Below are 22,086 nucleotides of genomic sequence, written 5' to 3'. Positions count from 1 at the left end.
CCCTGTTTTTACAAAAAAATAATAAGAAGGTGGAGTAAGTATGAAACGAGTACGGAAGGCGATTATTCCAGCTGCTGGACTTGGAACAAGATTCCTACCTGCAACAAAGGCAATGCCTAAGGAAATGTTGCCGATTATTGATAAACCAACCATTCAATATATTGTCGAAGAAGCAGTGGCTTCAGGGATTGAAGATATTATTATTGTTACTGGTAAGGGGAAACGGGCGATTGAAGACCATTTTGATATTGCACATGAATTAGAGCAAAATCTATTGGAAAAGGGAAAGTTAGATCTACTTGAAAAAGTACGTTATGCTACTAATCTTGCGGATATTCATTATATTCGTCAGAAGGAACCCAAGGGGCTAGGACATGCAGTTTGGTGTGCTCGTAACTTTATAGGGGATGAGCCGTTTGCGGTTCTCTTGGGTGATGATATTGTTCAAAGTGAGACTCCTTGTTTAAAACAGCTTATTAATATATATGAAGAAACGCATTCGTCAGTTATTGGAGTACAGTCTGTTCCAGATGATGAGACACATCGGTATGGGATTGTTGAACCTTTGGATCAGGTGGGTAGAAGGTATCAAATAAATAATTTGGTTGAAAAGCCTAAGGCTGGAACTGCCCCTTCTAATCTAGCCATTTTGGGACGTTATATACTAACTCCAGAGATATTCATGTTTTTGGAACAGCAGGAAACTGGGGCTGGTGGAGAAATTCAGTTGACGGATGCGATCCAGAAGTTGAATCAGATCCAACGGGTGTTTGCATATGATTTTGAAGGTAAGAGGTATGATGTAGGAGAAAAGAGTGGGTTTGTGAAGACAACCATAGAATTTGCACTGCAGGAACCTACTTTACGTAAAGAGATTCTAGCTTTTATGGAAGAAATAATTAAGATGGAATAAAATTTCGTGCCTGTCACTCCCCGTATTATTTCGAAGATTGATAGATTTATAAGTGGCAGGCACTAGACCCTAACCGGGATTTCTCTTTTTAAATAGTAAGGGAGGTGATAAATATGATCATGCGAAATTTGTTATCGCCGGCACTATTAGAGTATAGAGGTCCAGTGGGCCCAGTTTTGGTTGTTGAATTAAAAGGAAAAAAGTATTGTTATCTTAAAAATAGTTTTTGAAGAAATGAAACTTTCTATTGCATAAGTAAATCGAAGGTGCTATTATTAGGAAGTTGCTTTTAACAGCAGTTTTATTAATTAAAAGTGATAACAAAAAAATAAAATTATTATATTGATATTATAATAAAGATATGATATGATAGTTTCACTGTCACTTTTGACAGACAAGATTGTTCTTTGAAAACTAAACAAACAAAATCGTGCAAACAAACAAAAATTATTAGTGAATCTTTCGTAAGAAAGTGAAACTAAGCCAACGTAACAAATGAGCTAATCAACTTTCTTGGAGAGTTTGATCCTGGCTCAGGACGAACGCTGGCGGCGTGCCTAATACATGCAAGTCGAGCGAATCAATAGGAGCTTGCTCCTGTTGGTTAGCGGCGGACGGGTGAGTAACACGTGGGCAACCTGCCTGTAAGGCTGGGATAACACCGGGAAACCGGTGCTAATACCGGATAATCCTTTTCCTCTCATGAGGAAAAGCTGAAAGTCGGTTTCGGCTGACACTTACAGATGGGCCCGCGGCGCATTAGCTAGTTGGTGAGGTAACGGCTCACCAAGGCGACGATGCGTAGCCGACCTGAGAGGGTGATCGGCCACACTGGGACTGAGACACGGCCCAGACTCCTACGGGAGGCAGCAGTAGGGAATCTTCCACAATGGACGAAAGTCTGATGGAGCAACGCCGCGTGAGCGATGAAGGCCTTCGGGTCGTAAAGCTCTGTTGTTAGGGAAGAACAAGTACCGGAGTAACTGCCGGTACCTTGACGGTACCTAACCAGAAAGCCACGGCTAACTACGTGCCAGCAGCCGCGGTAATACGTAGGTGGCAAGCGTTGTCCGGAATTATTGGGCGTAAAGCGCGCGCAGGCGGTCCTTTAAGTCTGATGTGAAAGCCCACGGCTCAACCGTGGAGGGTCATTGGAAACTGGGGGACTTGAGTGCAGAAGAGGAAAGCGGAATTCCACGTGTAGCGGTGAAATGCGTAGAGATGTGGAGGAACACCAGTGGCGAAGGCGGCTTTCTGGTCTGTAACTGACGCTGAGGCGCGAAAGCGTGGGGAGCAAACAGGATTAGATACCCTGGTAGTCCACGCCGTAAACGATGAGTGCTAAGTGTTAGGGGGTTTCCGCCCCTTAGTGCTGCAGCTAACGCATTAAGCACTCCGCCTGGGGAGTACGGCCGCAAGGCTGAAACTCAAAGGAATTGACGGGGGCCCGCACAAGCGGTGGAGCATGTGGTTTAATTCGAAGCAACGCGAAGAACCTTACCAGGTCTTGACATCCTCTGACACTCCTAGAGATAGGACGTTCCCCTTCGGGGGACAGAGTGACAGGTGGTGCATGGTTGTCGTCAGCTCGTGTCGTGAGATGTTGGGTTAAGTCCCGCAACGAGCGCAACCCTTGATCTTAGTTGCCAGCATTCAGTTGGGCACTCTAAGGTGACTGCCGGTGACAAACCGGAGGAAGGTGGGGATGACGTCAAATCATCATGCCCCTTATGACCTGGGCTACACACGTGCTACAATGGATGGTACAAAGGGCTGCAAGACCGCGAGGTTTAGCCAATCCCATAAAACCATTCTCAGTTCGGATTGCAGGCTGCAACTCGCCTGCATGAAGCCGGAATCGCTAGTAATCGCGGATCAGCATGCCGCGGTGAATACGTTCCCGGGCCTTGTACACACCGCCCGTCACACCACGAGAGTTTGTAACACCCGAAGTCGGTGGGGTAACCGTAAGGAGCCAGCCGCCTAAGGTGGGACAGATGATTGGGGTGAAGTCGTAACAAGGTAGCCGTATCGGAAGGTGCGGCTGGATCACCTCCTTTCTAAGGATAAAGCTGGACCTGTGAGCCAGACAAAACAGTTTGTGACACGATCTTTGTTTGTTTAGTTTTGAGAGTACAATTCTCTCAAAGCTTTTTTTAATCGTTCTTTGAAAACTAGATAATCGTAATGAAGAAGTCAATGTAAGAACCGAGTCAATGCCATTTTAGTTTTCTCTCTTATTTAGTTAAGAGAATAACCTTTTAGGTTAAGTTAGAAAGGGCGCACGGTGAATGCCTTGGCACTAGGAGCCGATGAAGGACGGGACTAACACCGATATGCTTCGGGGAGCTGTAAGTAAGCTTTGATCCGGAGATTTCCGAATGGGGGAACCCACTGTTCGTAATGGAACAGTATCTTTACCTGAATACATAGGGTATTGAAGGCATACCCGGGGAACTGAAACATCTAAGTACCCGGAGGAAGAGAAAGCAAACGCGATTCCCTGAGTAGCGGCGAGCGAAACGGGACATAGCCCAAACCAAGAGGCATGCCTCTTGGGGTTGTAGGACACTCAACATGGAGTTACAAAGGAACGGGGTAGATGAAGCGACCTGGAAAGGTCCGTCATAGAAGGTAAAAACCCTGTAGTCGAAACTTCGTTCCCTCCTGAGTGGATCCTGAGTACGGCCGGACACGAGAAATCCGGTCGGAAGCAGGGAGGACCATCTCCCAAGGCTAAATACTCCCTAGTGACCGATAGTGAACCAGTACCGTGAGGGAAAGGTGAAAAGCACCCCGGAAGGGGAGTGAAATAGTTCCTGAAACCGTGTGCCTACAAGTAGTTAGAGCCCGTTAATGGGTGATAGCGTGCCTTTTGTAGAATGAACCGGCGAGTTACGATCCCATGCAAGGTTAAGTTGAAGAGACGGAGCCGCAGCGAAAGCGAGTCTGAATAGGGCGTATGAGTATGTGGTCGTAGACCCGAAACCAGGTGATCTACCCATGTCCAGGGTGAAGTCCAGGTAACACTGGATGGAGGCCCGAACCCACGCACGTTGAAAAGTGCGGGGATGAGGTGTGGGTAGCGGAGAAATTCCAATCGAACTTGGAGATAGCTGGTTCTCTCCGAAATAGCTTTAGGGCTAGCCTCACGTAGTAAGAGTCTTGGAGGTAGAGCACTGTTTGGACTAGGGGCCCTCATCGGGTTACCGAATTCAGACAAACTCCGAATGCCAAAGACTTATCCGTGGGAGTCAGACTGCGAGTGATAAGATCCGTAGTCAAAAGGGAAACAGCCCAGACCACCAGCTAAGGTCCCAAAGTATACGTTAAGTGGAAAAGGATGTGGAGTTGTTTAGACAACCAGGATGTTGGCTTAGAAGCAGCCATCATTTAAAGAGTGCGTAATAGCTCACTGGTCGAATGACTCTGCGCCGAAAATGTACCGGGGCTAAACGTATCACCGAAGCTGTGGATTGACATCTTAGATGTCAGTGGTAGGAGAGCGTTCTAAGGGCGTTGAAGCTAGACCGTAAGGACTGGTGGAGCGCTTAGAAGTGAGAATGCCGGTATGAGTAGCGAAAGATGAGTGAGAATCTCATCCACCGATTGCCTAAGGTTTCCTGAGGAAGGCTCGTCCGCTCAGGGTTAGTCGGGACCTAAGCCGAGGCCGAAAGGCGTAGGCGATGGACAACAGGTTGATATTCCTGTACCACCTCTTTATCGTTTGAGCAATGGGGGGACGCAGGAGGATAGGGTAAGCGCGCTGTTGGATATGCGCGTCTAAGCAGTTAGGTTGAGAAGTAGGCAAATCCGCTTCTCGCGAAGGCTGAGCTGTGATAGCGAAGGAAATTTAGTACCGAAGTTCCTGATTCCACACTGCCAAGAAAAGCCTCTAGCGAGATAAAAGGTGCCCGTACCGCAAACCGACACAGGTAGGCGAGGAGAGAATCCTAAGGTGAGCGAGAGAACTCTCGTTAAGGAACTCGGCAAAATGACCCCGTAACTTCGGGAGAAGGGGTGCTTTTTGAGGTGAATAGCCTCGAAGAGCCGCAGTGAATAGGCCCAGGCGACTGTTTAGCAAAAACACAGGTCTCTGCGAAGCCGCAAGGCGAAGTATAGGGGCTGACGCCTGCCCGGTGCTGGAAGGTTAAGAGGAGGGGTTAGCTCACGCGAAGCTCTGAATCGAAGCCCCAGTAAACGGCGGCCGTAACTATAACGGTCCTAAGGTAGCGAAATTCCTTGTCGGGTAAGTTCCGACCCGCACGAAAGGCGTAACGATCTGGGCACTGTCTCAACGAGAGACTCGGTGAAATTATAGTACCTGTGAAGATGCAGGTTACCCGCGACAGGACGGAAAGACCCCGTGGAGCTTTACTGTAGCCTGATATTGAATTTTGGTACAGCTTGTACAGGATAGGTAGGAGCCTGAGAAGCCGGAGCGCTAGCTTCGGTGGAGGCGTCGGTGGGATACTACCCTGGCTGTATTGAAATTCTAACCCGCACCCCTGATCGGGGTGGGAGACAGTGTCAGGTGGGCAGTTTGACTGGGGCGGTCGCCTCCTAAAGAGTAACGGAGGCGCCCAAAGGTTCCCTCAGAATGGTTGGAAATCATTCGCAGAGTGTAAAGGCACAAGGGAGCTTGACTGCGAGACCTACAAGTCGAGCAGGGACGAAAGTCGGGCTTAGTGATCCGGTGGTTCCGCATGGAAGGGCCATCGCTCAACGGATAAAAGCTACCCCGGGGATAACAGGCTTATCTCCCCCAAGAGTCCACATCGACGGGGAGGTTTGGCACCTCGATGTCGGCTCATCGCATCCTGGGGCTGTAGTCGGTCCCAAGGGTTGGGCTGTTCGCCCATTAAAGCGGTACGCGAGCTGGGTTCAGAACGTCGTGAGACAGTTCGGTCCCTATCCGTCGTGGGCGCAGGAAATTTGAGAGGAGCTGTCCTTAGTACGAGAGGACCGGGATGGACGCACCGCTGGTGTACCAGTTGTTCTGCCAAGGGCATCGCTGGGTAGCTATGTGCGGACGGGATAAGTGCTGAAAGCATCTAAGCATGAAGCCCCCCTCAAGATGAGATTTCCCATAGCGCAAGCTAGTAAGAACCCTGAAAGATGATCAGGTTGATAGGTCAGAGGTGGAAGCGTGGTAACATGTGGAGCTGACTGATACTAATCGTTCGAGGACTTAACCAATTTTTAAGGCATACTCATTTTTACAACTTCTTCTGCATTATCTAGTTTTGAGGGAATGATACCTCAACAAAATAGTCTGGCAATTATGGCGAGAAGGTCACACCCGTTCCCATACCGAACACGGAAGTTAAGCTTCTCAGCGCCGATGGTAGTTGGGACACGCGTCCCTGTGAGAGTAGGACATTGCCAGGCTAACCCTTTAGGGTTATTTTTTTTGTTCAAATTTAATATGGCCCCTTGGTCAAGTGGTTAAGACACCTCCATTTCACGGAGGTAACACGGGTTCGAATCCCGTAGGGGTCACCATATTTACCAAGGTTTTTTAAAAAATAGCAAATCTGATAGTCAGATATTTTATCTGATTTCTTGATAATAAAAAAAGTCGTATACCTATCAAGCAACCTAGTGAGTTTTAGTATGTGACTTACAAATCATTGAAGAGAATTATTACGAACCATTAAAATGCACCCATCTCTCAGAAACAACCAAAAATAAAGGAGGACTGATCAGCCCTCCTTTTGATATTTATACCTATTATCGCTCACATGCAATAAAATCTTTATCCCGGTCACTTTTCTTATTAGCGTCATACAGCGCTTTTGAAACGTATGGCTTGTACTTAGTTTTCCCCCCTTTGTTTTTAACATTAGATGCTCTTGCCACTCCACCTTTGAAATCCTTATTCAAAGCAGTACAGTTTGGGTAAGTTTTAATCTTTACCTGTGCTTCCGCAGAATCAGTCAAACTGAAGGATAGCCCCACAACTAATCCCAAAGAAAGTAAAATAGTAAACAACTTTTTCATATTTTTCATACTCCCTATATTGAAATCTAATTTCCATAATAGGGTATTATTAGGTAAATTGCAATACAAATATGATGTGTTCTGGTACATTTGCACTAATTTTAATAACTTTCTAGATTATTTCCCCAAACTAAGTTCACTAGAGGAAAATAAGCAACTAGTCACAATAATGGATTTGGGCACGGACCCTGGTTCAGTAGCTAAACAAGGTTCCTTTTTAAAAGAGTCATTGTTGAAGACAGACCACGACATTCTTTTTATACTTTTAAAGGGATAAAGTCAGGAAGGAAGGGAGCGTGCTGAGGCCACTATTAATTAAACGTTTGTGTAGTAGGGGAAAGGTGGTAAATAATAATGAAAAGGTGGTAAAAATCGTGGCTATTCCACAAACAATGCCTCAAAAAAACAAGAAGAAGTCAGTCAGCGTTCGCAGCACACCCTAACCGGGACTTCTCTTTTTAAATAGTAATTATTTCTCAATTGCATGATTAAACTTTTCCAATTGTTCCTGTAGGACTAAAATGTAATTCATCATTGCTACTCTCACTATTGAAGGGTAGTAACGACTGTTAAGTTCTTGCTCACATTCCTCTAAATCCATCTTCTTAACTGTAATAATTTTATTCAATTCTTCTGTGCTCATTGAAAATCACCCCTATTTATCGGAAAAAACATTATCAAGTTCTCCACTCTCCTAACCTATCTTTTATATGATCAGGATGGACAAATTTTTCATAGCTTATACAAAAGTTACCTCTGTTAAATTTTTTTCTCATAGATGAGGAAACTTAGACCGGGGCTGCTGAAAAAGTAATTACTTCAATAAAAAAACGTGTGTTTTACTCGAAAATAGTAAGAAAAAAGATACGGATCATCTACATATGGTAGATGATCCGTATCTTTTACACATAAAGAGGACTTATCACTGGTCCTGAACCGTCCCTGTGGAGCTTTCATTTTTATTTTAAGAAAATCCTCCCCCGAGTATAAGGGCCGCACCTAATATTAGGACTAAGAGTAAGGCTAAATAACCTATTATGCTAATAATCGTGATAATCCAACCGATGACCTTTCGATTTGTTTTTATTAGATAAATACCCAAAGCGATCAACCCAAAAATGAATCCGAGAATTCCCCAAAGGATGGGGCTTTTACCATGCTTACGAGAATCAATCACTAAATAAATCGTTAGGATTATATTTAAAACCAATCCAATAAAACCTTCCAAATTAAACTCCCCTTACTATGTTCAAATTGTATTCTTAAAATGAAATTATACCAGAAAATTCGAACGTTAGAGCAAAAGAAATTCCCTTTTATAAGGGAATTTGAAAACTCCCGGTAACAATATAAAAAACCATGCTGCTTTTCCAACATGGTTTCGATCATACAGTTCTAGCATTTCTCCTTTTTATTCTAAAATAGATACAACATATTGCCAAGTTTGTGCAAATAAAGCTAACTTTTAGGAGGATGTGGGTGCCTGGAGGGGGAAAATTAGTACAATGAGTAACTTATCAGCGAACTATTGAAGGATATCAGCGCACTGGGGACCATTTTATCGGCGGAAAACCGACTTTTATCAGCGGAAATGCCACTTTTATCAGCGAAACTAGCATCTTATAAGTCAATGAATCTCCGAAGCTGTGAAATAAGAACCCATAATTGTGTTGTATTAATCTGAGTTAGAGGTAATTTCCATTTATTATCCAGTAAATGTCGTAAGTTTCGGAAAATATGTAGTAAAAGCCTGAAAATATGTAGTAAGGAGCAATAATTACGTAAAAAGGTCTGAAGTTTGAGAGGATTAGTCATGGAGGAGCTCGTTAAAATGATATTTTGTGTAAAATTACACTTTAATAGTGAGCGTTTATGATTTATAAAATGACTTGCCCCTTTAATGGGCGAAGTTTTGAGTTTAAGGAGCGAATCTTCGAGATTTATGGGCGAATTTTGGGCTTCAATGGGCGAATTTAGTGTTTTTATGGGCGAATTTAGAAGTAATAGGATTCGGTGCCTGTCAGAGCGACCGAGTCTAGGCCGTAACATATAGTGGGTGGGATACCCGTCGAGTAAGAGCTAGCCACTGAACTTCGGGCGCAATACACTAACACCACCCGATATTCCGCAAGTTCTGTCAAAAAACAAATAGGCATCAGTAGCGGCCTTCCTATATTTGGTTGAAAGTGAATAAGCCTAAATTCTCCCTATTTTAAAAGGAGAATTTAGGCTTTTAATTTTCTGAGGGGTTTACGGTGGAAATTCCATTTTCCAAGCTGTCCCATTTTGGGATCATGATTACCTTTACTTTATCTTCAAAGGATAGAAGAAACTTATTTATTCTTTCTAATTTTTGTTTTTGTGGCACTGCGGCGACCATCTAAACTAATAGGCACGTCTCCATCAATGGTTATTCTTCGGACCACTCTTTGTGCATGGCCGTAGTCATTCACTGCGTAATGCTGGGTGGCGCGGTTATCCCAAATGACCACATCTCCCGCTCTCCATTTCCATCGTACCGTATTTTCGAGTTGTGTTACATGTCCTTGTAGGATGGAGAATAAATGAGCCGAATCGGTGGAAGAAAGACCGCTAAAATTTTTGACAAAATGACCGAGGAGAAGATGGCGCTCTCCGGTTTCAGGATGTACATGGACAACTGGGTGTTCGGTTTCATATAGGGTAGAAGTAAAGATTTCGTCATGGCGTTTGATCGCTTCATCCGAAACATTATGGTGTTTTGCTGCATAATCATAAGCGTTGGTATGGACTGCCCATAATTGATTCGCCAGATTTTGTAATTCTGTTGGAAGATTTTCATAGGCCGTAGCCGTGTTTGCCCAAACGGTATCACCTCCTGCCTCCGGTATCTCCACTCCACGTAAAATGGAGAATTTTGGGTAAGCTGCTTCAAATGTTACATCTGTATGCCATGAATTGGCTCGGCCGCCATGTTCGGAATGAAGTTCTAATATATAGTTTGTGCCATCTTTTGCTGGTACAGTTGGATGAACAACTGGATTACCAAGTAGTTGTGCAAAGGCTTCTTGTCCTTGATCGTCCAGATGATTTTGATCACGGAAGAAAACAACCTTATACTTTAACAGCGCTTCACGGATAGATTTAACTGTAGTGGAGTCTAGTTCTCCGGAAAGTTTCACACCTGATAATTCTGCTCCAATACGTCCAGCCACTGGTTTTACTACAATTCCTGCTTCATTTTGAACTTCTTTGACATTACTCATTTTTATTTCCTCCTTGTTTTTAGCCGTAAAAGCCAGCTATAATAATGGACCGATAAGACGAAAGAAAGCCAGAGCATAATAGCTCTGGCTTCCAGGTGACTGGTCAGCAATTCAATTGCTTGTAAATTTAATTTATATAATTCATATCGGCTTAATGTGATTTTAATTTTCTGGAAAACATCTGTCAATAACTAATTTTGATTTTTTAGTTTTTTTTAAAAATTAACTTTATTTTAAATTTTTCGTTGACGACTGAAAATTGAATTGGTAATATAAGTGAAAACCAAGTAACCCAATAGGAAATCATGAATTTAATTGACCGGTCAACCGGAGACTTTTCTTTTTAAAGAAATGTCTCCGGTTTTTTTTATCGAGAAAAAGGCATGCCTGTAGAAAGGTGAACGTTTGATCAGACTTTTTTTCTCGTGGCTGGTAATGGATTTTTCGATTGGATCGGTTGGTTTTAATTTTAAGAGAAGGTAGGGGCCCGTTATGAAGATTTGGAGAACCAAGGCACTTTTATTTTTAATTGTATTATCAGTTGTTATATCGGCTGGATGCCAGGAGAAAAAGTCAGGAGCGACAGAAACAAAAGGAAATGGCACGTATGAAACGCTGAAACTCCGGTATGAAGGATCAGTGGGTCAGGTTACTTATCCAGAGTTAGCAGAGGATTTAGGCTATCTAGGTCCGATTAAACTTGAATGGATTGGAAATCAAACGAGCGGGCCTGCCTCTATTCAAAACGCGGCGACCGGTCAAGCAGATTTTGGCGGTGCTTTTAACGGTGCTGTTGCCAAATTGATAGCGAGCGGTGCACCGATAAAGTCGGTCGTTGGTTATTACGGCAGTGATAAAGATACATATACCGGCTATTATGTATTGGATGATAGCCCGATAAAAAGTGCCCAGGATTTAATTGGCAAAAAAGTTGGTATGAATACAATGGGAGCACATGCTGAATTCGTTTTAAAAGAATATTTAAAACAAAATGGATTAACAGATGAGGAAATAAAGAAAGTAACTTTAGTTGTTCTGCCACCGGTCAGTCTAGAGCAGGCAATACGCCAAAATCAAATAGATGTAGCAGTTTTGACTGGGATGTTAGGGGATCTTGCTGTAAAAAGAGGCGGGATCAGAACGCTTTTTAGTGATTATGATTTGTTGGGCTCCTTTACAGCCGGCAGCTATGTCTTTACCGATAAATTTATCAAACAAAATCCGCATACAGTGAAAAAGTTTGTTGAAGCCACAGCGAAAGCCATTGAATGGGCACGTACGACTCCACGGGATCAAGTGATTGCCCGTTTTGAATCCATTATTAAGAAAAGGGGGCGGAAGGAGGAAACAAACCAGCTGCAATATTGGAAGAGTACAGGTATAGCAGAGAAAGGGGGGTATATTCAGGAAAAGGAGTTTAAAGTATGGGTAGACTGGTTGAAGAAAAACGGTGAGTTTACGGATGGTCAAGTGAAACTGAATGATTTATACACGAATGAATTTAATCCTTTTAAAGGTGATGTGGAAAAAAACTAATGAGGTGAGACAATGACGGAAAAAATTCAGTTTGAACATGTCAGCAAGGTCTTTAACGTAAGGGATTCTCATCAAGGAAAGGGAACGCTTAAAGAATTTACAGCCATTAAAAATGTACATTTTTCGGTCAACAGTGGAGAGTTTCTTGCATTAGTAGGCCCATCAGGTTGCGGAAAATCCACTTTGCTTGACCTTTTAGGCGGTCTAACGAAACCTACCTCCGGCCGAATCTTACTGGATGGAAAACCGATTAAGGGTCCGGGTTTAGATCGGGGGATTGTCTTTCAGCAGTATGCATTAATGCCTTGGAAAACAGCAAAAGGAAACATTGAATTTGGCTTAGAATCAAAAGGTGTTCCCAAAAAGGAGCGGGCTGAAATATCCCGTTACTTTTTGTCACTGGTTGGATTATCGGGTTTCGAAGATCGGTATCCGCATGAACTTTCGGGTGGAATGAAGCAGCGTGTGGCTATTGCCCGAAGTTTGGCGTATGACCCAGAAGTACTGTTGATGGATGAACCGTTCGCTGCACTCGATGCGCAAACGCGTGAAACCTTACAAACAGAATTACTTCGAATCTGGGAACATACGAAAAAAACCATTGTTTTCATTACACATGGAATTGATGAAGCGGTGTATTTAGGACAGCGTGTGGCCGTCATGACTTCTCGACCGGGAACCATTAAACAAATTATTGAAAACCCACTTCATTCAAGCAGTCAAGAAGAAGATTTACGTTCAACTCCGGAATTTTCAAGGACACGTCACCAAATTTGGGATTTGCTGCGTGAGGAAGTAAGTAAAGCACAAAAAGTCGAGAAAACGGACCAATCCGCTTAAAAAAGGTGAATTATTTTATAGAAGAGGTGAAAAAAATGCCTGGTTATGGTAAATCGATTACGGCACCGATGCAAACATCACAACGCGTTCGTATATCCTTTCATTGGGGGCAAAAGTTTGTCAAACAATCCATTGCAATTTTGCTTTTACTCATCCTTTGGGAGATTGCTCCCCGAATTGGATTAGTAGATTCAACGTTCTTTCCACCTTTTTCTAAAGTTGCGGAGAGCTGGTGGGGGTTAGTGATTTCGGGTGACATGTATGCCCACTTTCAGGCCAGTATTTTCCGTTCGCTTTTGGGATTGGGGTTAGCGATCCTGATTGCTATTCCTTTAGGCCTTGTCATTGGATGGTATCCGCTAGCAAATGAATTTTTAAACCCCGTGCTGGAACTGTTTCGTAATACAGCTGCCTTAGCGTTATTACCTGTCTTTATTTTGCTGCTGGGGATCGGTGAAACATCGAAAGTTTCGATTGTCTTGTTTGCTTGTACGTTTCCGATTCTTTTAAATACGATTAATGCTGTTCGAAATGTCGATCCATTACTGATTAAATCAGCCAAATCAATGGGGCTGCCTTCCTACAAACTGTTTTATAAGGTGATTTTGCCTGCATCCATTCCGACTATTTTTACCGGAATACGGATGGCTGGATCATCTTCCATTCTGGTGTTAATCGCTGCCGAAATGGTTGGAGCAAAGGAAGGTTTGGGTTATCTCATTAATTACACGCAACAAAACTTTCAAATTCCACAAATGTATGCCGGTATTATTACGATTTCTCTACTCGGTGTGGTTATCAATTATTTTCTAGTCTCCTTAGAGAGGAAATTTTCAAGCTGGAAAACAAATTCAAATGGACAATGAAGATAGGAGGAGGAAACATGACTCAACATAATCGGGAAATGAAATTAGGCGCATTTTTTATGATCCCTGGACATCATGTCGCTGCTTGGAGGCATCCAAAAGCAGAAGCCCATCAAATCATGAGCTTTGATTTTATCAAAAGGCTTGCCCAAACAGCGGAACGTGGTAAGTTTGATATGGTTTTTCTTGCAGATGCCTATGCGGTGAGAGGGAAAAATCAAACGGTATTGGGCCAAACTGTGAATACGTTATTTGAACCCTTTACCCTGTTATCCGCCCTTTCTGCTGTGACAAATCATATCGGATTTGTAGGAACGGTATCAACTACTTTTAATGAGCCATATAATGTTGCCCGCAGGTTCGCCTCTCTTGATCATTTGAGCGGCGGCCGTGCAGGGTGGAATGTTGTCACATCAAGCACTGACGTAGAAGCTCAAAATTTTAATTTAGAACAGCAGCTCCTTCATGAAAAACGGTATGAACGGGCTGAAGAGTTTGTCGATGTGGTCACGAAGCTGTGGGATAGTTGGGAGGATGATGCGTTAATTATTGATAAAGAGTCAGCCCAATTTGCGGATTCATCCAAAATACACTCCATTAATCATAAAGGAGAATGGTTTTCCGTAGCTGGTCCATTAAATATCTCCCGCCCGGTGCAAGGGCATCCTGTTGTGATCCAGGCTGGTTCTTCTGAAGCAGGGAAGGAGCTTGCGGCGCGGACAGCCGAGGTTATATTCACTGCTTGGCAAACGATTGAAGAAGCTAGAAGCTTTTATGCGGATGTAAAAGGAAGAATGGCGAAATACGGTCGCTCACCTGAGGAACTGAAAATTATGCCTGGAGTTTTCCCTGTTATTGGTAGTACAGAGGAAGAAGCGGAAGAAAATAAGGCGCTGCTTGAGGAACTTATACCGGAAGAAGCGGGAATCTCTCTTTTATCTGGCATGATAAGTGTTGATTTATCAGGATATCCGGTGGATGGGCCCCTTCCAGATTTGCCTGAATTGAATCAGATAAACGGGGGGAAAAGTCGTTTCCAATTATTAAAGGATCTTGCAGATCGTGAAGGATTGACGATTCGCAAACTGTATCAACGGATAGCCGGTGCCCGCGGACATCGTGAAATCAAAGGCACACCTGAGCAAATTGCAGATCATATGCAAGAATGGTTTGAAAATGGGGCAGCGGACGGCTTCAATGTCATGCCACCTTATTTACCTGGTGGTCTTGATGATTTCGTTGATCTCGTGATTCCTGTCCTTCAACAACGTGGTTTGTTCCGTAAACAATATACAGGTAATACATTAAGGGAGAATCTGGGATTAAAGCGGCCTGTTAATACTCTTATTGAGTCCCTAAAATAGAAGTCAAATAGAAGTCGGTGCCTGTCGCGCCCCGACTTTTGTCGGAAATTACTAGGTTTTTTAGATGGTGGAACATGAAAGAATAAAGACAAGAAACCACCTTGGAACTACTAGATAGTAGAGGCTAGGTGGTTTCTCTTTTTGAATGGGCTATTTTTCGATAGTCTACTGGAGTATAATTGGTTTCTTTCTTAAAAAGCTTCGTAAAATAGGAGTAATTTTCATATCCTACTTTATCAGAAATTAAATGAACAGGAAGATCTGTATTCATCAGTAAGTCTTTTGCGATGTCGACTCTCTTTTTAATAATATAATTGACCAGTGATATTCCCGTTTCCTTTTTAAATATTCTAGCGATATAATCTGGGCTAAGATAGACCGTTTTAGCTAAGTTCGTTCTCGTGATATTTTCTTGATAATTTTGATCAATATAATCACAAATAGTCTTTACAACTGATTTCTGTGAGTTAGTAAATGCCATATAGTCTAGAGAAACATCTACTAAATAGGAAATATAAATCATTAAATCGTCTATAGATCTTGAAGATTGTTCTAGTAAAAAATCACCAATCTTCCCTTGGAATAACTTATTCGCAAGAATTTCTTTTTTCTTTAAATGAGTATAGATTAACTGAGTAATATCTAGTCTAAAACTACACATCACATTATGATTTAACTCATTTTTATCTAATAAGTTTGTAAGGTATTGGTAGCACTTATTAATGAAACTTAATCTATTGCCAGTTTGGAGATATTGCTCCAATAATTGCACATTGGGTTCAGCATATTTTTTGTCGCTTATTTTGTGAGTTTTTAAACAAAAGGTTTTGTTTCTATAATCGAACATTTCTTCACGGACCACTTTGAGTTTCTTCACTATGGATTGAATGTTGTCTAAAGGACCTGAGATACCTAAATTACATTGTGCATCACAATGTAATTGATTGTTAATAACTGCAATTGTCTGCTGACAAGAAGAAATCAAATCCCTTGAAGATGGTTCAATCGTACAATCTAGTAATCTAAAAATAGCGAGATACTCGTCTTTATTTGTGTTTAGTTGCAGGAAACCATCTAAACAAATAGGGCTGTCTTTGAAGGATTCAATTATTATAGATTTCAACCTTTTTTCAAGAGCATTTTCTTTATCAAATAGTGAAATGATTTCGTTATTCTCAACTAATTTATATGGGAAAAAGTCAAGTATTAGTGGTAAAAAACAATCATCCATAGAATAATCTATATTATGGATTCCCAGTTGTTCTTGTAGTTCTTCGCTAGATAATGAGTGATTGTCTTTTAAATAAGTGTACCAAAAATGGTCTACGAGTTTTTCTTTATTTTGTTGCCAGTAATGTCCAACTTTCATCGCATCTTCATTTATTTGACTTACATTTACTTTTTTTATAGCTTTTTTTATGATTAATTCTAGTTTATCAAATTCAATTGGTTTTAAATAATATTCAAAGCTTTGAAGTTCTATCGCTTTTTGTGCGTAGTTAAAGTCCGCAAAATTCGTTAAAAAGATAGCTTGGACATTAAATCCCTCTGATCGTATCCACGCTAATAATTCAAGACCGCTGCCTTGTGGCATTTCTATATCGCTAATGAGAATATGGATTGTATAGTGATCAAATATTCTCTTTGCTTGACGAATATTGTTAGCGGTGTAAATTTGCTCGATGCCTAAAGAGGCCCAATCCATTTTTTGTTCTAAAGCAGAAACGACAAAGCGATCATCGTCAACAATCAACACATTCATACCGCTCACTCCTCGTACATAAGGTAAGGGATCATTAGCATTATTCTGGCACCGCCATCAGGATCGTTAGAAAATTTTATCGAAAACTCTCCCCCATACAATAGTCGAAGCCTTTGAACTACATTGTTGATCCCGATTTGATTTCCTTTTCTATTGATTAAAGGAATATTGTTCTGAAGCTTATCTAGTATATCAGGAGGGAATCCTGGGCCCGTATCCTTTATCGTGATTTTAATGAATTTATTGTTATTCATATTAACATGATAAATACTTATGAAAATGCTCATTTCTTCATCTAAAGAAACGCAATATTTAACCGTATTTTCAATGAATGTTTGGATGACTAAAGGCGGAATTTTCGCTTGGTCTATATCAGGTTCGATAAATCTTTCAAAAAGAAAAGCGGGTCCATGAACTAATTTTTGAATAGCCAAATAATCATTTATATGCTCTAATTCCTTCTCTAGTTTGACAAAGTCTTGGTTTGTTTGAAATAAATATCTGAAATATTTAGCTGTGGATGATGCCATTTCTATAATTTCGTTATACATTTTCATTTGAGCCATACTATATATGGTCGTTAAACAATTTAGATAAAAATGGGGTTTTATCTGTAATTTCATAAAATCCATTTGTATTTTATTCTTTTCAATTTCTTGCTCATAAATATTTACTTTTAGTTTTTTTATTTCACTGATCAGCCCTCTGAATTGGACATTTGCTTCTTCAAGCTCTTTAATACTACTGGTTTCAAAATCAATGATTTCATTATTGTTATTTATATCAGCAAGATTTTTAGAAAAAGCTTGAACGGGGGATATGACCTTTTTCTTTATATAGAGCAGCATAAGGAACAAAATCAAACTAATAAAAATGGTTGCTGTTATAATAGTTAATTGAGCTAAAATGACTTTTTCAAAAGCACCAAAATGATCAACGGTTACATGTAGGGAAAAGGGGAGTGATGTGTCTTCCTCATCAAAAAACAGGTGACTATTGAAAAGTGTACCGGGTTCCTCTTTTTTCAATAAATGAACCGGATTTGAGTTAGAAAGAAAAACATATTCATCCTGTTCCATAATAATCGAGCCGTTCTTTCCTAATTTGATGTCTTGTAAAGGCGAAAGGATATCATCTACTGAAACCAAACAAATAAATACTCTATTTTGGTATTCGATTAAATGATATAAATAGAATTTATTATTCAGCTTAAGAGATTGCCAGGTTTTTATGTTCTCATAATTATTTAACGTTTTCGTTTCTGACATTAAAGTTTTTTTCATTTTAAGGTAATCAGAATAGTTGATTTTAATGGGAGAACTATTAAAAAAGAGGTTCTCCTTTTTTAATGCTAAGAAGAACTGATATTCTTTTCCGGTAGAGTATTGAAAATCGTTTACTCTCGTTCTGAAATTGCTAAGGCTAGTGGAGAATTCATCTACACCTTGAGCATCTTCGATATCTCCAATTAATGGTTCATTCTTAACAGTCCAAATCATAAAATGATCGATTGCATTAAGCCTTTTTTGTGTGTCCTTTAAATAAAGGTTAAAAGTATTTTCAATGTAATCAATGCTTTGTTGTCTCGTAATAGAGATTGTTATGACACTAACAACGCAATTGATTAGGAAAATACAAATTAAAATGATAATAAGCATTTTCGAATAATAATTAATGGAATAGGATGGATTTTTTCCAAAAGGTAACCGCAACTTTTTTCAACTCCTGTACTATCCTCATTATATATAGTATAAACTTGCAGTTTCTAGCAAAAAAACGTCAAGAAAGCGATTGAATAGCTGTAAAAGGACTGAATAGTGCTATTTCGTTAAATTTACTTAAGAGAATGTCTCCATTTGCACTAAATAGTATTACGAATGGTCGGTTTATTTCTATTTATTGTGAATGCGCTTTCTTATAATAGGTATATCAAATAAAGGAGGGAATCATGTGAAAAGTACACTTGCTTCGCAACGATTTACGAATGCCGCCGTCCTATCGAACGAAAGCAAAACATCTAAATGGATGAGACAGTTTAAGAAAAGCGGCCCTTTATATGTTTTACTATTACCTTCCATTATATTATTAATCTGTTTTACTTACATTCCTATGTACGGATTAGTAATGGCCTTTAAAGATTATTCACCAGCATTAGGGATATGGGGAAGCCCCTGGGTAGGATTCAAGCATTTTATTCAATATTTTCATTCCTATCAATTTGATCTGACGTTAAAAAATACATTGTATATCAGTTTATACAGTATTTTGGTAGGGTTTCCATTACCGATTACGTTAGCCATACTTTGTAATCAAATTCGTATCGGACTGTTTAAAAAGGTATTTCAAGTCACAACCTATTTACCGCATTTCATTTCTACAATGGTTATGTGTGGAATGATCTTGATTTTCTTGTCACCAAGCAATGGATTGATTGCTAATTTGTTAGGATTAATTGGAATCGAAATGCCCAACCTATTATCAAATCCATCATTTTTTAGCAGTATCTATGTATGGAGCGATGTTTGGCAGCATTTAGGCTGGGATAGTATTATTTTCTTAGCAGCTCTATCAGCCATTGATCCTACCTATTATGAAGCTGCTACCATGGATGGTGCGAGCAAAATGCAAAAAATTCGTCATATTGATTTACCCTTACTTTTACCTACCGCAATGATTTTATTGATCTTACGAGCAGGCAGTCTTTTGAGTGTCGGATTTGAAAAAGTCTTTTTATTACAAAATCAATTAAACTTACCTGGAAGTGAAATCATATCTACATATGTTTATAAAATAGGGATACAGAATTTCCAATACAGCTTATCAACTGCCATTGGGTTATTCAATACTGTAGTCAATATCATTATCTTACTATTAGTGAATTATATGTCTAAGAAACTTACGAAAACAAGCTTGCTTTAGAAGGGAGGTAAGGCAATGGAACTATTAATAAACAAAAAGTTTTTTAATAAAACGAGAGCTCAAAAGAGTTGGAAAGATCGAATTTTTGATTTTGCCGTGTATGGATTCGCGGTACTAATGATCTTGATGATTATTTATCCACTTTGGTTTATTATTATCGCCTCATTTAGTAATCCTGCCGATGTTTTAAATGGAAAGGTCTGGTTTTGGCCCGAAGAGTGGAAATTAGATGGGTATATGGAATTATTTAAACAAGATATCGTTTGGAAAGGATATCTAAATACCATCATCTATACCGTTGTCGGAACATTTATTGCATTAGTTGTAAACATTCCAGCAGGTTATGCATTATCAAGGCAAGAGTTGTTTGGAAGAAAGTGGATATCGTTGTTCATTATTATTCCGATGTTCATCGGCGGTGGGTTAGTTCCAACTTATTTAGTCGTGAAAGCTTTTGGATTATTAGATACCTTCTGGGTTATGGTGTTACCGTTTGCCGTGTCATCTTTCAACATTATTATCGCAAGGACATTCTTTAAACAGAGTATTCCTGAGACTCTTTGGGAAGCAGCGCAGATTGATGGCTGCGGGACCTTTAGATATTTTCTCACGATGGTGCTGCCATTATCAAAGGCAATTTTAGCCGTTATCGGTCTTTGGACAGCAGTCGGGATATGGAACTCTTGGTTTAATGCATTAATTTATATTACAAATGAAGATTTGCAACCGCTTCAATTGATACTTCGAAGAATTTTGATATCGAATCAGTCCCTTTTGGGAACTGCCTCAGGAGATTTAGCATCGGAATTAAGGAGATTATCAGAGATGATGAAGTATGCAGCAATTGTCGTCTCCACTGTTCCTATCATGTGTTTGTATCCATTTTTACAAAAGTATTTTAATCAAGGTGTTATGGTTGGTTCAATTAAAGAATAATCTATTGGGGGAAAAAATGATGCTTAAGAGAAAATTAGGAATCGTCATGAATTTAACGTTGGCGGCTAGTTTAATAGTTGGCTGTAGTAATACTTCATCTAGTTCTAAATCTAATGAAGATGGAACGTATAAAATTGCGACCGTTCGTTGGGCCGATTGGGGAGACGACTACTTAAAAGGGTTTGTTGCAGAAACTGAAAAAAAAGCAGGAATTTCAATTGATTGGGATACGTATTTGAATTCTGAATGGCCAGACAAAAAGTCAGTATTATTAGCTGGAGGAGATTTACCGGATGCATTTTGGGGGTCTATTACGCTAACGGATGCAGATATAGCTAAGAACCAGAGCATGTTTATTCCTCTAGAAGATTTGATTGAAAAAAACATGCCGAATTTAAAAGCAGCATTTGAAGCGGACCCTACATTACGTGCTATGGCTACATCTCCTGATGGACACATTTATAGTTTGCCGAAGAAGCTTCCTTTAAGACCAATTGCAGGAAATTCCTTGTACATCAATCAAAAATGGCTGGATAATTTGGGTCTGTCCATACCTGAAACATATGAAGAGTTTTATACCGTTTTAAAAGCATTCAAGGAAAAAGATGCAAATGGAAACGGGGACCCAAATGATGAAATTGCTTATCAAGGTGATGTTCTGGGGTTCATTTTACCATTTGGTTTGCCTAAAGGCAGCTATTCCACTTCTATGACTGTAAAAGATGGAAAGCCAGTCTTTATGCCAACTGAAGAAGCTTTTAAAGAAGGTATTGAATGGATGCATAAAGCGTATGCAGAAGGACTAATTGATAAAGAGTTATTTACACAAGATACCTCAATGGCTGAAGCAAAACGGAAAGATGAAAAAGGTTCCTTGGTGGGAGTATCCTCTGGTTGGACGCCTGACGCCACATTTGGACCAAATGCAAGTGAGTATGTTCAATTACCTGCACTAGAAGGTCCAGATGGACAACGTTATGCCATGACGGATGCACCAATTTATTCTAGAGATGAGTTTATGATTACAACAAAAGCGAAGGATCCTGCTAAATTATTAAAATGGGCAGACCAATTCTACACAGAAGATGCAAGTATTCAAACGTTCTACGGTTCGTTCGGTGTCGGGGTTGAAAAGAATGATGACGGAACATACAAAGTATTAGATGCTCCGAAAGGTGAGTCTGCAGATATTTTTGCTTGGGTTAACTCATTCCGTGATTTTGGTCCTAAATTTATCGGGGAAGGTTTTAACGAAAAAGTAATATTACCAACTAATGGTGGAGATGGATTGAAGCTTGAATTAGATAAACAAATTAATAAGTATGCAAGAGAACAATTTCCAAATGTTTCTTATACAGCAGAAGAGATGAACCAATTAAGTGCATTAAATACGGACCTTACATCTTATGTGAATTCTATGCAATCTAAATGGGTTGTTGAGGGTGGAGCTACTAAAGAGTGGGATTCATATATTTCCCAATTAAAACAAATGGGCTTAGATGAATATGTGAAAATTCAGAAGAAAGCGTTTGATAGATACCAAAAAAATCTTAAATAAAAGGACATTACCAAAAAAACCTCTTTTAAGCTCTTGATCGAAATGACAGCCGGTTCACGTGATTATCGCGCGGCCGGCTGTTGTGTATGCAAAGAAGAGAGTCAACATTGGACGGTCAATAACGGTTTATCTAGAAAGGGGCGG

At 40.3% G+C, this 22,086-nt stretch carries 14 protein-coding genes, 1 tRNA gene and 3 rRNA genes; 12 read left to right on the top strand and 6 right to left on the bottom strand.

Translation table 11 applies throughout. The features are described from left to right. The first annotated feature begins 40 nt into the window (after window positions 1-40). From galU to CCK98_RS30375, 5 genes are all read left to right on the top strand, one after another. Entirely contained in the window at window positions 41-913 is an 873-nt protein-coding gene (gene galU, locus CCK98_RS30395; RefSeq protein ID WP_088089986.1) for a UTP--glucose-1-phosphate uridylyltransferase GalU, read from the top strand. A gap of 510 nt (window positions 914-1,423) precedes the next feature. Next, window positions 1,424-2,973: ribosomal RNA gene (locus CCK98_RS30390) — 16S ribosomal RNA — on the top strand. Between the two features lie 204 nt (window positions 2,974-3,177). Further along, window positions 3,178-6,112 (top strand): 23S ribosomal RNA (locus CCK98_RS30385). 75 nt (window positions 6,113-6,187) lie between these two features. Continuing rightward, window positions 6,188-6,304: ribosomal RNA gene (gene rrf / locus CCK98_RS30380) — 5S ribosomal RNA — on the top strand. The 16S, 23S and 5S rRNA genes sit together here with 1 tRNA gene alongside, the layout of an rRNA operon. A gap of 39 nt (window positions 6,305-6,343) precedes the next feature. Continuing rightward, window positions 6,344-6,418, top strand: a tRNA-Glu gene (locus tag CCK98_RS30375). Between the two features lie 228 nt (window positions 6,419-6,646). On the opposite strand, the gene CCK98_RS30370 is transcribed toward CCK98_RS30375, so the two are convergent. The 4 genes from CCK98_RS30370 to CCK98_RS30360 form a co-directional block, all read right to left on the bottom strand. Beyond that, window positions 6,647-6,916 (bottom strand): excalibur calcium-binding domain-containing protein, encoded by a 270-nt coding sequence (locus CCK98_RS30370; RefSeq protein WP_088089985.1) that lies wholly within the window; start codon window positions 6,914-6,916, stop codon window positions 6,647-6,649. 469 nt (window positions 6,917-7,385) lie between these two features. Next, the gene (locus CCK98_RS35755) at window positions 7,386-7,559 is read right to left on the bottom strand and encodes a hypothetical protein (RefSeq protein WP_179195973.1); all 174 of its coding nucleotides are present in this window, start codon (window positions 7,557-7,559) and stop codon (window positions 7,386-7,388) included. Between the two features lie 321 nt (window positions 7,560-7,880). Beyond that, window positions 7,881-8,144: a hypothetical protein gene (locus CCK98_RS30365; RefSeq protein ID WP_088089984.1), complete on the bottom strand. Its 264-nt coding sequence runs from the start codon at window positions 8,142-8,144 to the stop codon at window positions 7,881-7,883. A 1,105-nt stretch (window positions 8,145-9,249) separates the two neighbouring features. Beyond that, window positions 9,250-10,161, bottom strand: a complete 912-nt coding sequence (locus CCK98_RS30360) for a TauD/TfdA family dioxygenase (protein ID WP_088089983.1) — start codon at window positions 10,159-10,161, stop codon at window positions 9,250-9,252. A 492-nt stretch (window positions 10,162-10,653) separates the two neighbouring features. On the opposite strand from CCK98_RS30360, the gene CCK98_RS30355 reads away from it, so the two are divergent. From CCK98_RS30355 to CCK98_RS30340, 4 genes are read left to right on the top strand one after another with little or no spacing between them, the layout of a single operon-like run. Next, complete coding sequence (locus CCK98_RS30355; protein WP_088089982.1) at window positions 10,654-11,697, top strand: ABC transporter substrate-binding protein; 1,044 nt, start codon at window positions 10,654-10,656, stop codon at window positions 11,695-11,697. Between the two features lie 12 nt (window positions 11,698-11,709). Then, window positions 11,710-12,537: an ABC transporter ATP-binding protein gene (locus CCK98_RS30350; protein WP_088089981.1), complete on the top strand. Its 828-nt coding sequence runs from the start codon at window positions 11,710-11,712 to the stop codon at window positions 12,535-12,537. A gap of 35 nt (window positions 12,538-12,572) precedes the next feature. After that, complete coding sequence (locus tag CCK98_RS30345; protein WP_088089980.1) at window positions 12,573-13,403, top strand: ABC transporter permease; 831 nt, start codon at window positions 12,573-12,575, stop codon at window positions 13,401-13,403. 17 nt (window positions 13,404-13,420) lie between these two features. Next, window positions 13,421-14,767: an LLM class flavin-dependent oxidoreductase gene (locus tag CCK98_RS30340; RefSeq protein ID WP_088089979.1), complete on the top strand. Its 1,347-nt coding sequence runs from the start codon at window positions 13,421-13,423 to the stop codon at window positions 14,765-14,767. Window positions 14,768-14,891: 124 nt separating this feature from the next. Here the strand turns inward: CCK98_RS30340 and CCK98_RS30335 are convergent, their stop codons facing one another. Both CCK98_RS30335 and CCK98_RS30330 read right to left on the bottom strand, forming a co-directional pair. Then, a complete protein-coding gene (locus CCK98_RS30335; RefSeq protein WP_088089978.1) occupies window positions 14,892-16,529 on the bottom strand; it encodes a response regulator in 1,638 nt (545 codons plus the stop codon). Window positions 16,530-16,534: 5 nt separating this feature from the next. Beyond that, window positions 16,535-18,241: a sensor histidine kinase gene (locus CCK98_RS30330; protein ID WP_088089977.1), complete on the bottom strand. Its 1,707-nt coding sequence runs from the start codon at window positions 18,239-18,241 to the stop codon at window positions 16,535-16,537. 313 nt (window positions 18,242-18,554) lie between these two features. Between CCK98_RS30330 and CCK98_RS30325 the strand changes: the two genes are divergently transcribed. Genes CCK98_RS30325 through CCK98_RS30315 form a run of 3 tightly spaced genes read left to right on the top strand, consistent with a single transcriptional unit; the run spans window position 18,555 to window position 21,942 of the window. Beyond that, window positions 18,555-19,448 carry an ABC transporter permease gene (locus CCK98_RS30325; protein WP_373408550.1) on the top strand — a complete coding sequence of 298 codons (894 nt, stop codon included), beginning with the start codon at window positions 18,555-18,557 and terminating at the stop codon, window positions 19,446-19,448. Between the two features lie 15 nt (window positions 19,449-19,463). Then, the gene (locus tag CCK98_RS30320) at window positions 19,464-20,384 is read left to right on the top strand and encodes a carbohydrate ABC transporter permease (protein ID WP_088089975.1); all 921 of its coding nucleotides are present in this window, start codon (window positions 19,464-19,466) and stop codon (window positions 20,382-20,384) included. 16 nt (window positions 20,385-20,400) lie between these two features. After that, window positions 20,401-21,942: an extracellular solute-binding protein gene (locus tag CCK98_RS30315; RefSeq protein ID WP_256942496.1), complete on the top strand. Its 1,542-nt coding sequence runs from the start codon at window positions 20,401-20,403 to the stop codon at window positions 21,940-21,942. Window positions 21,943-22,086 lie beyond the last annotated feature (144 nt).

This window comes from Bacillus sp. OV166 (assembly GCF_900177675.1).
Taxonomy (GTDB): Bacteria; Bacillota; Bacilli; order Bacillales; family Cytobacillaceae; genus Neobacillus.
Note: the sequence above shows the minus strand (reverse complement) of the source record. Positions and strands in the feature narration are given on the sequence as shown.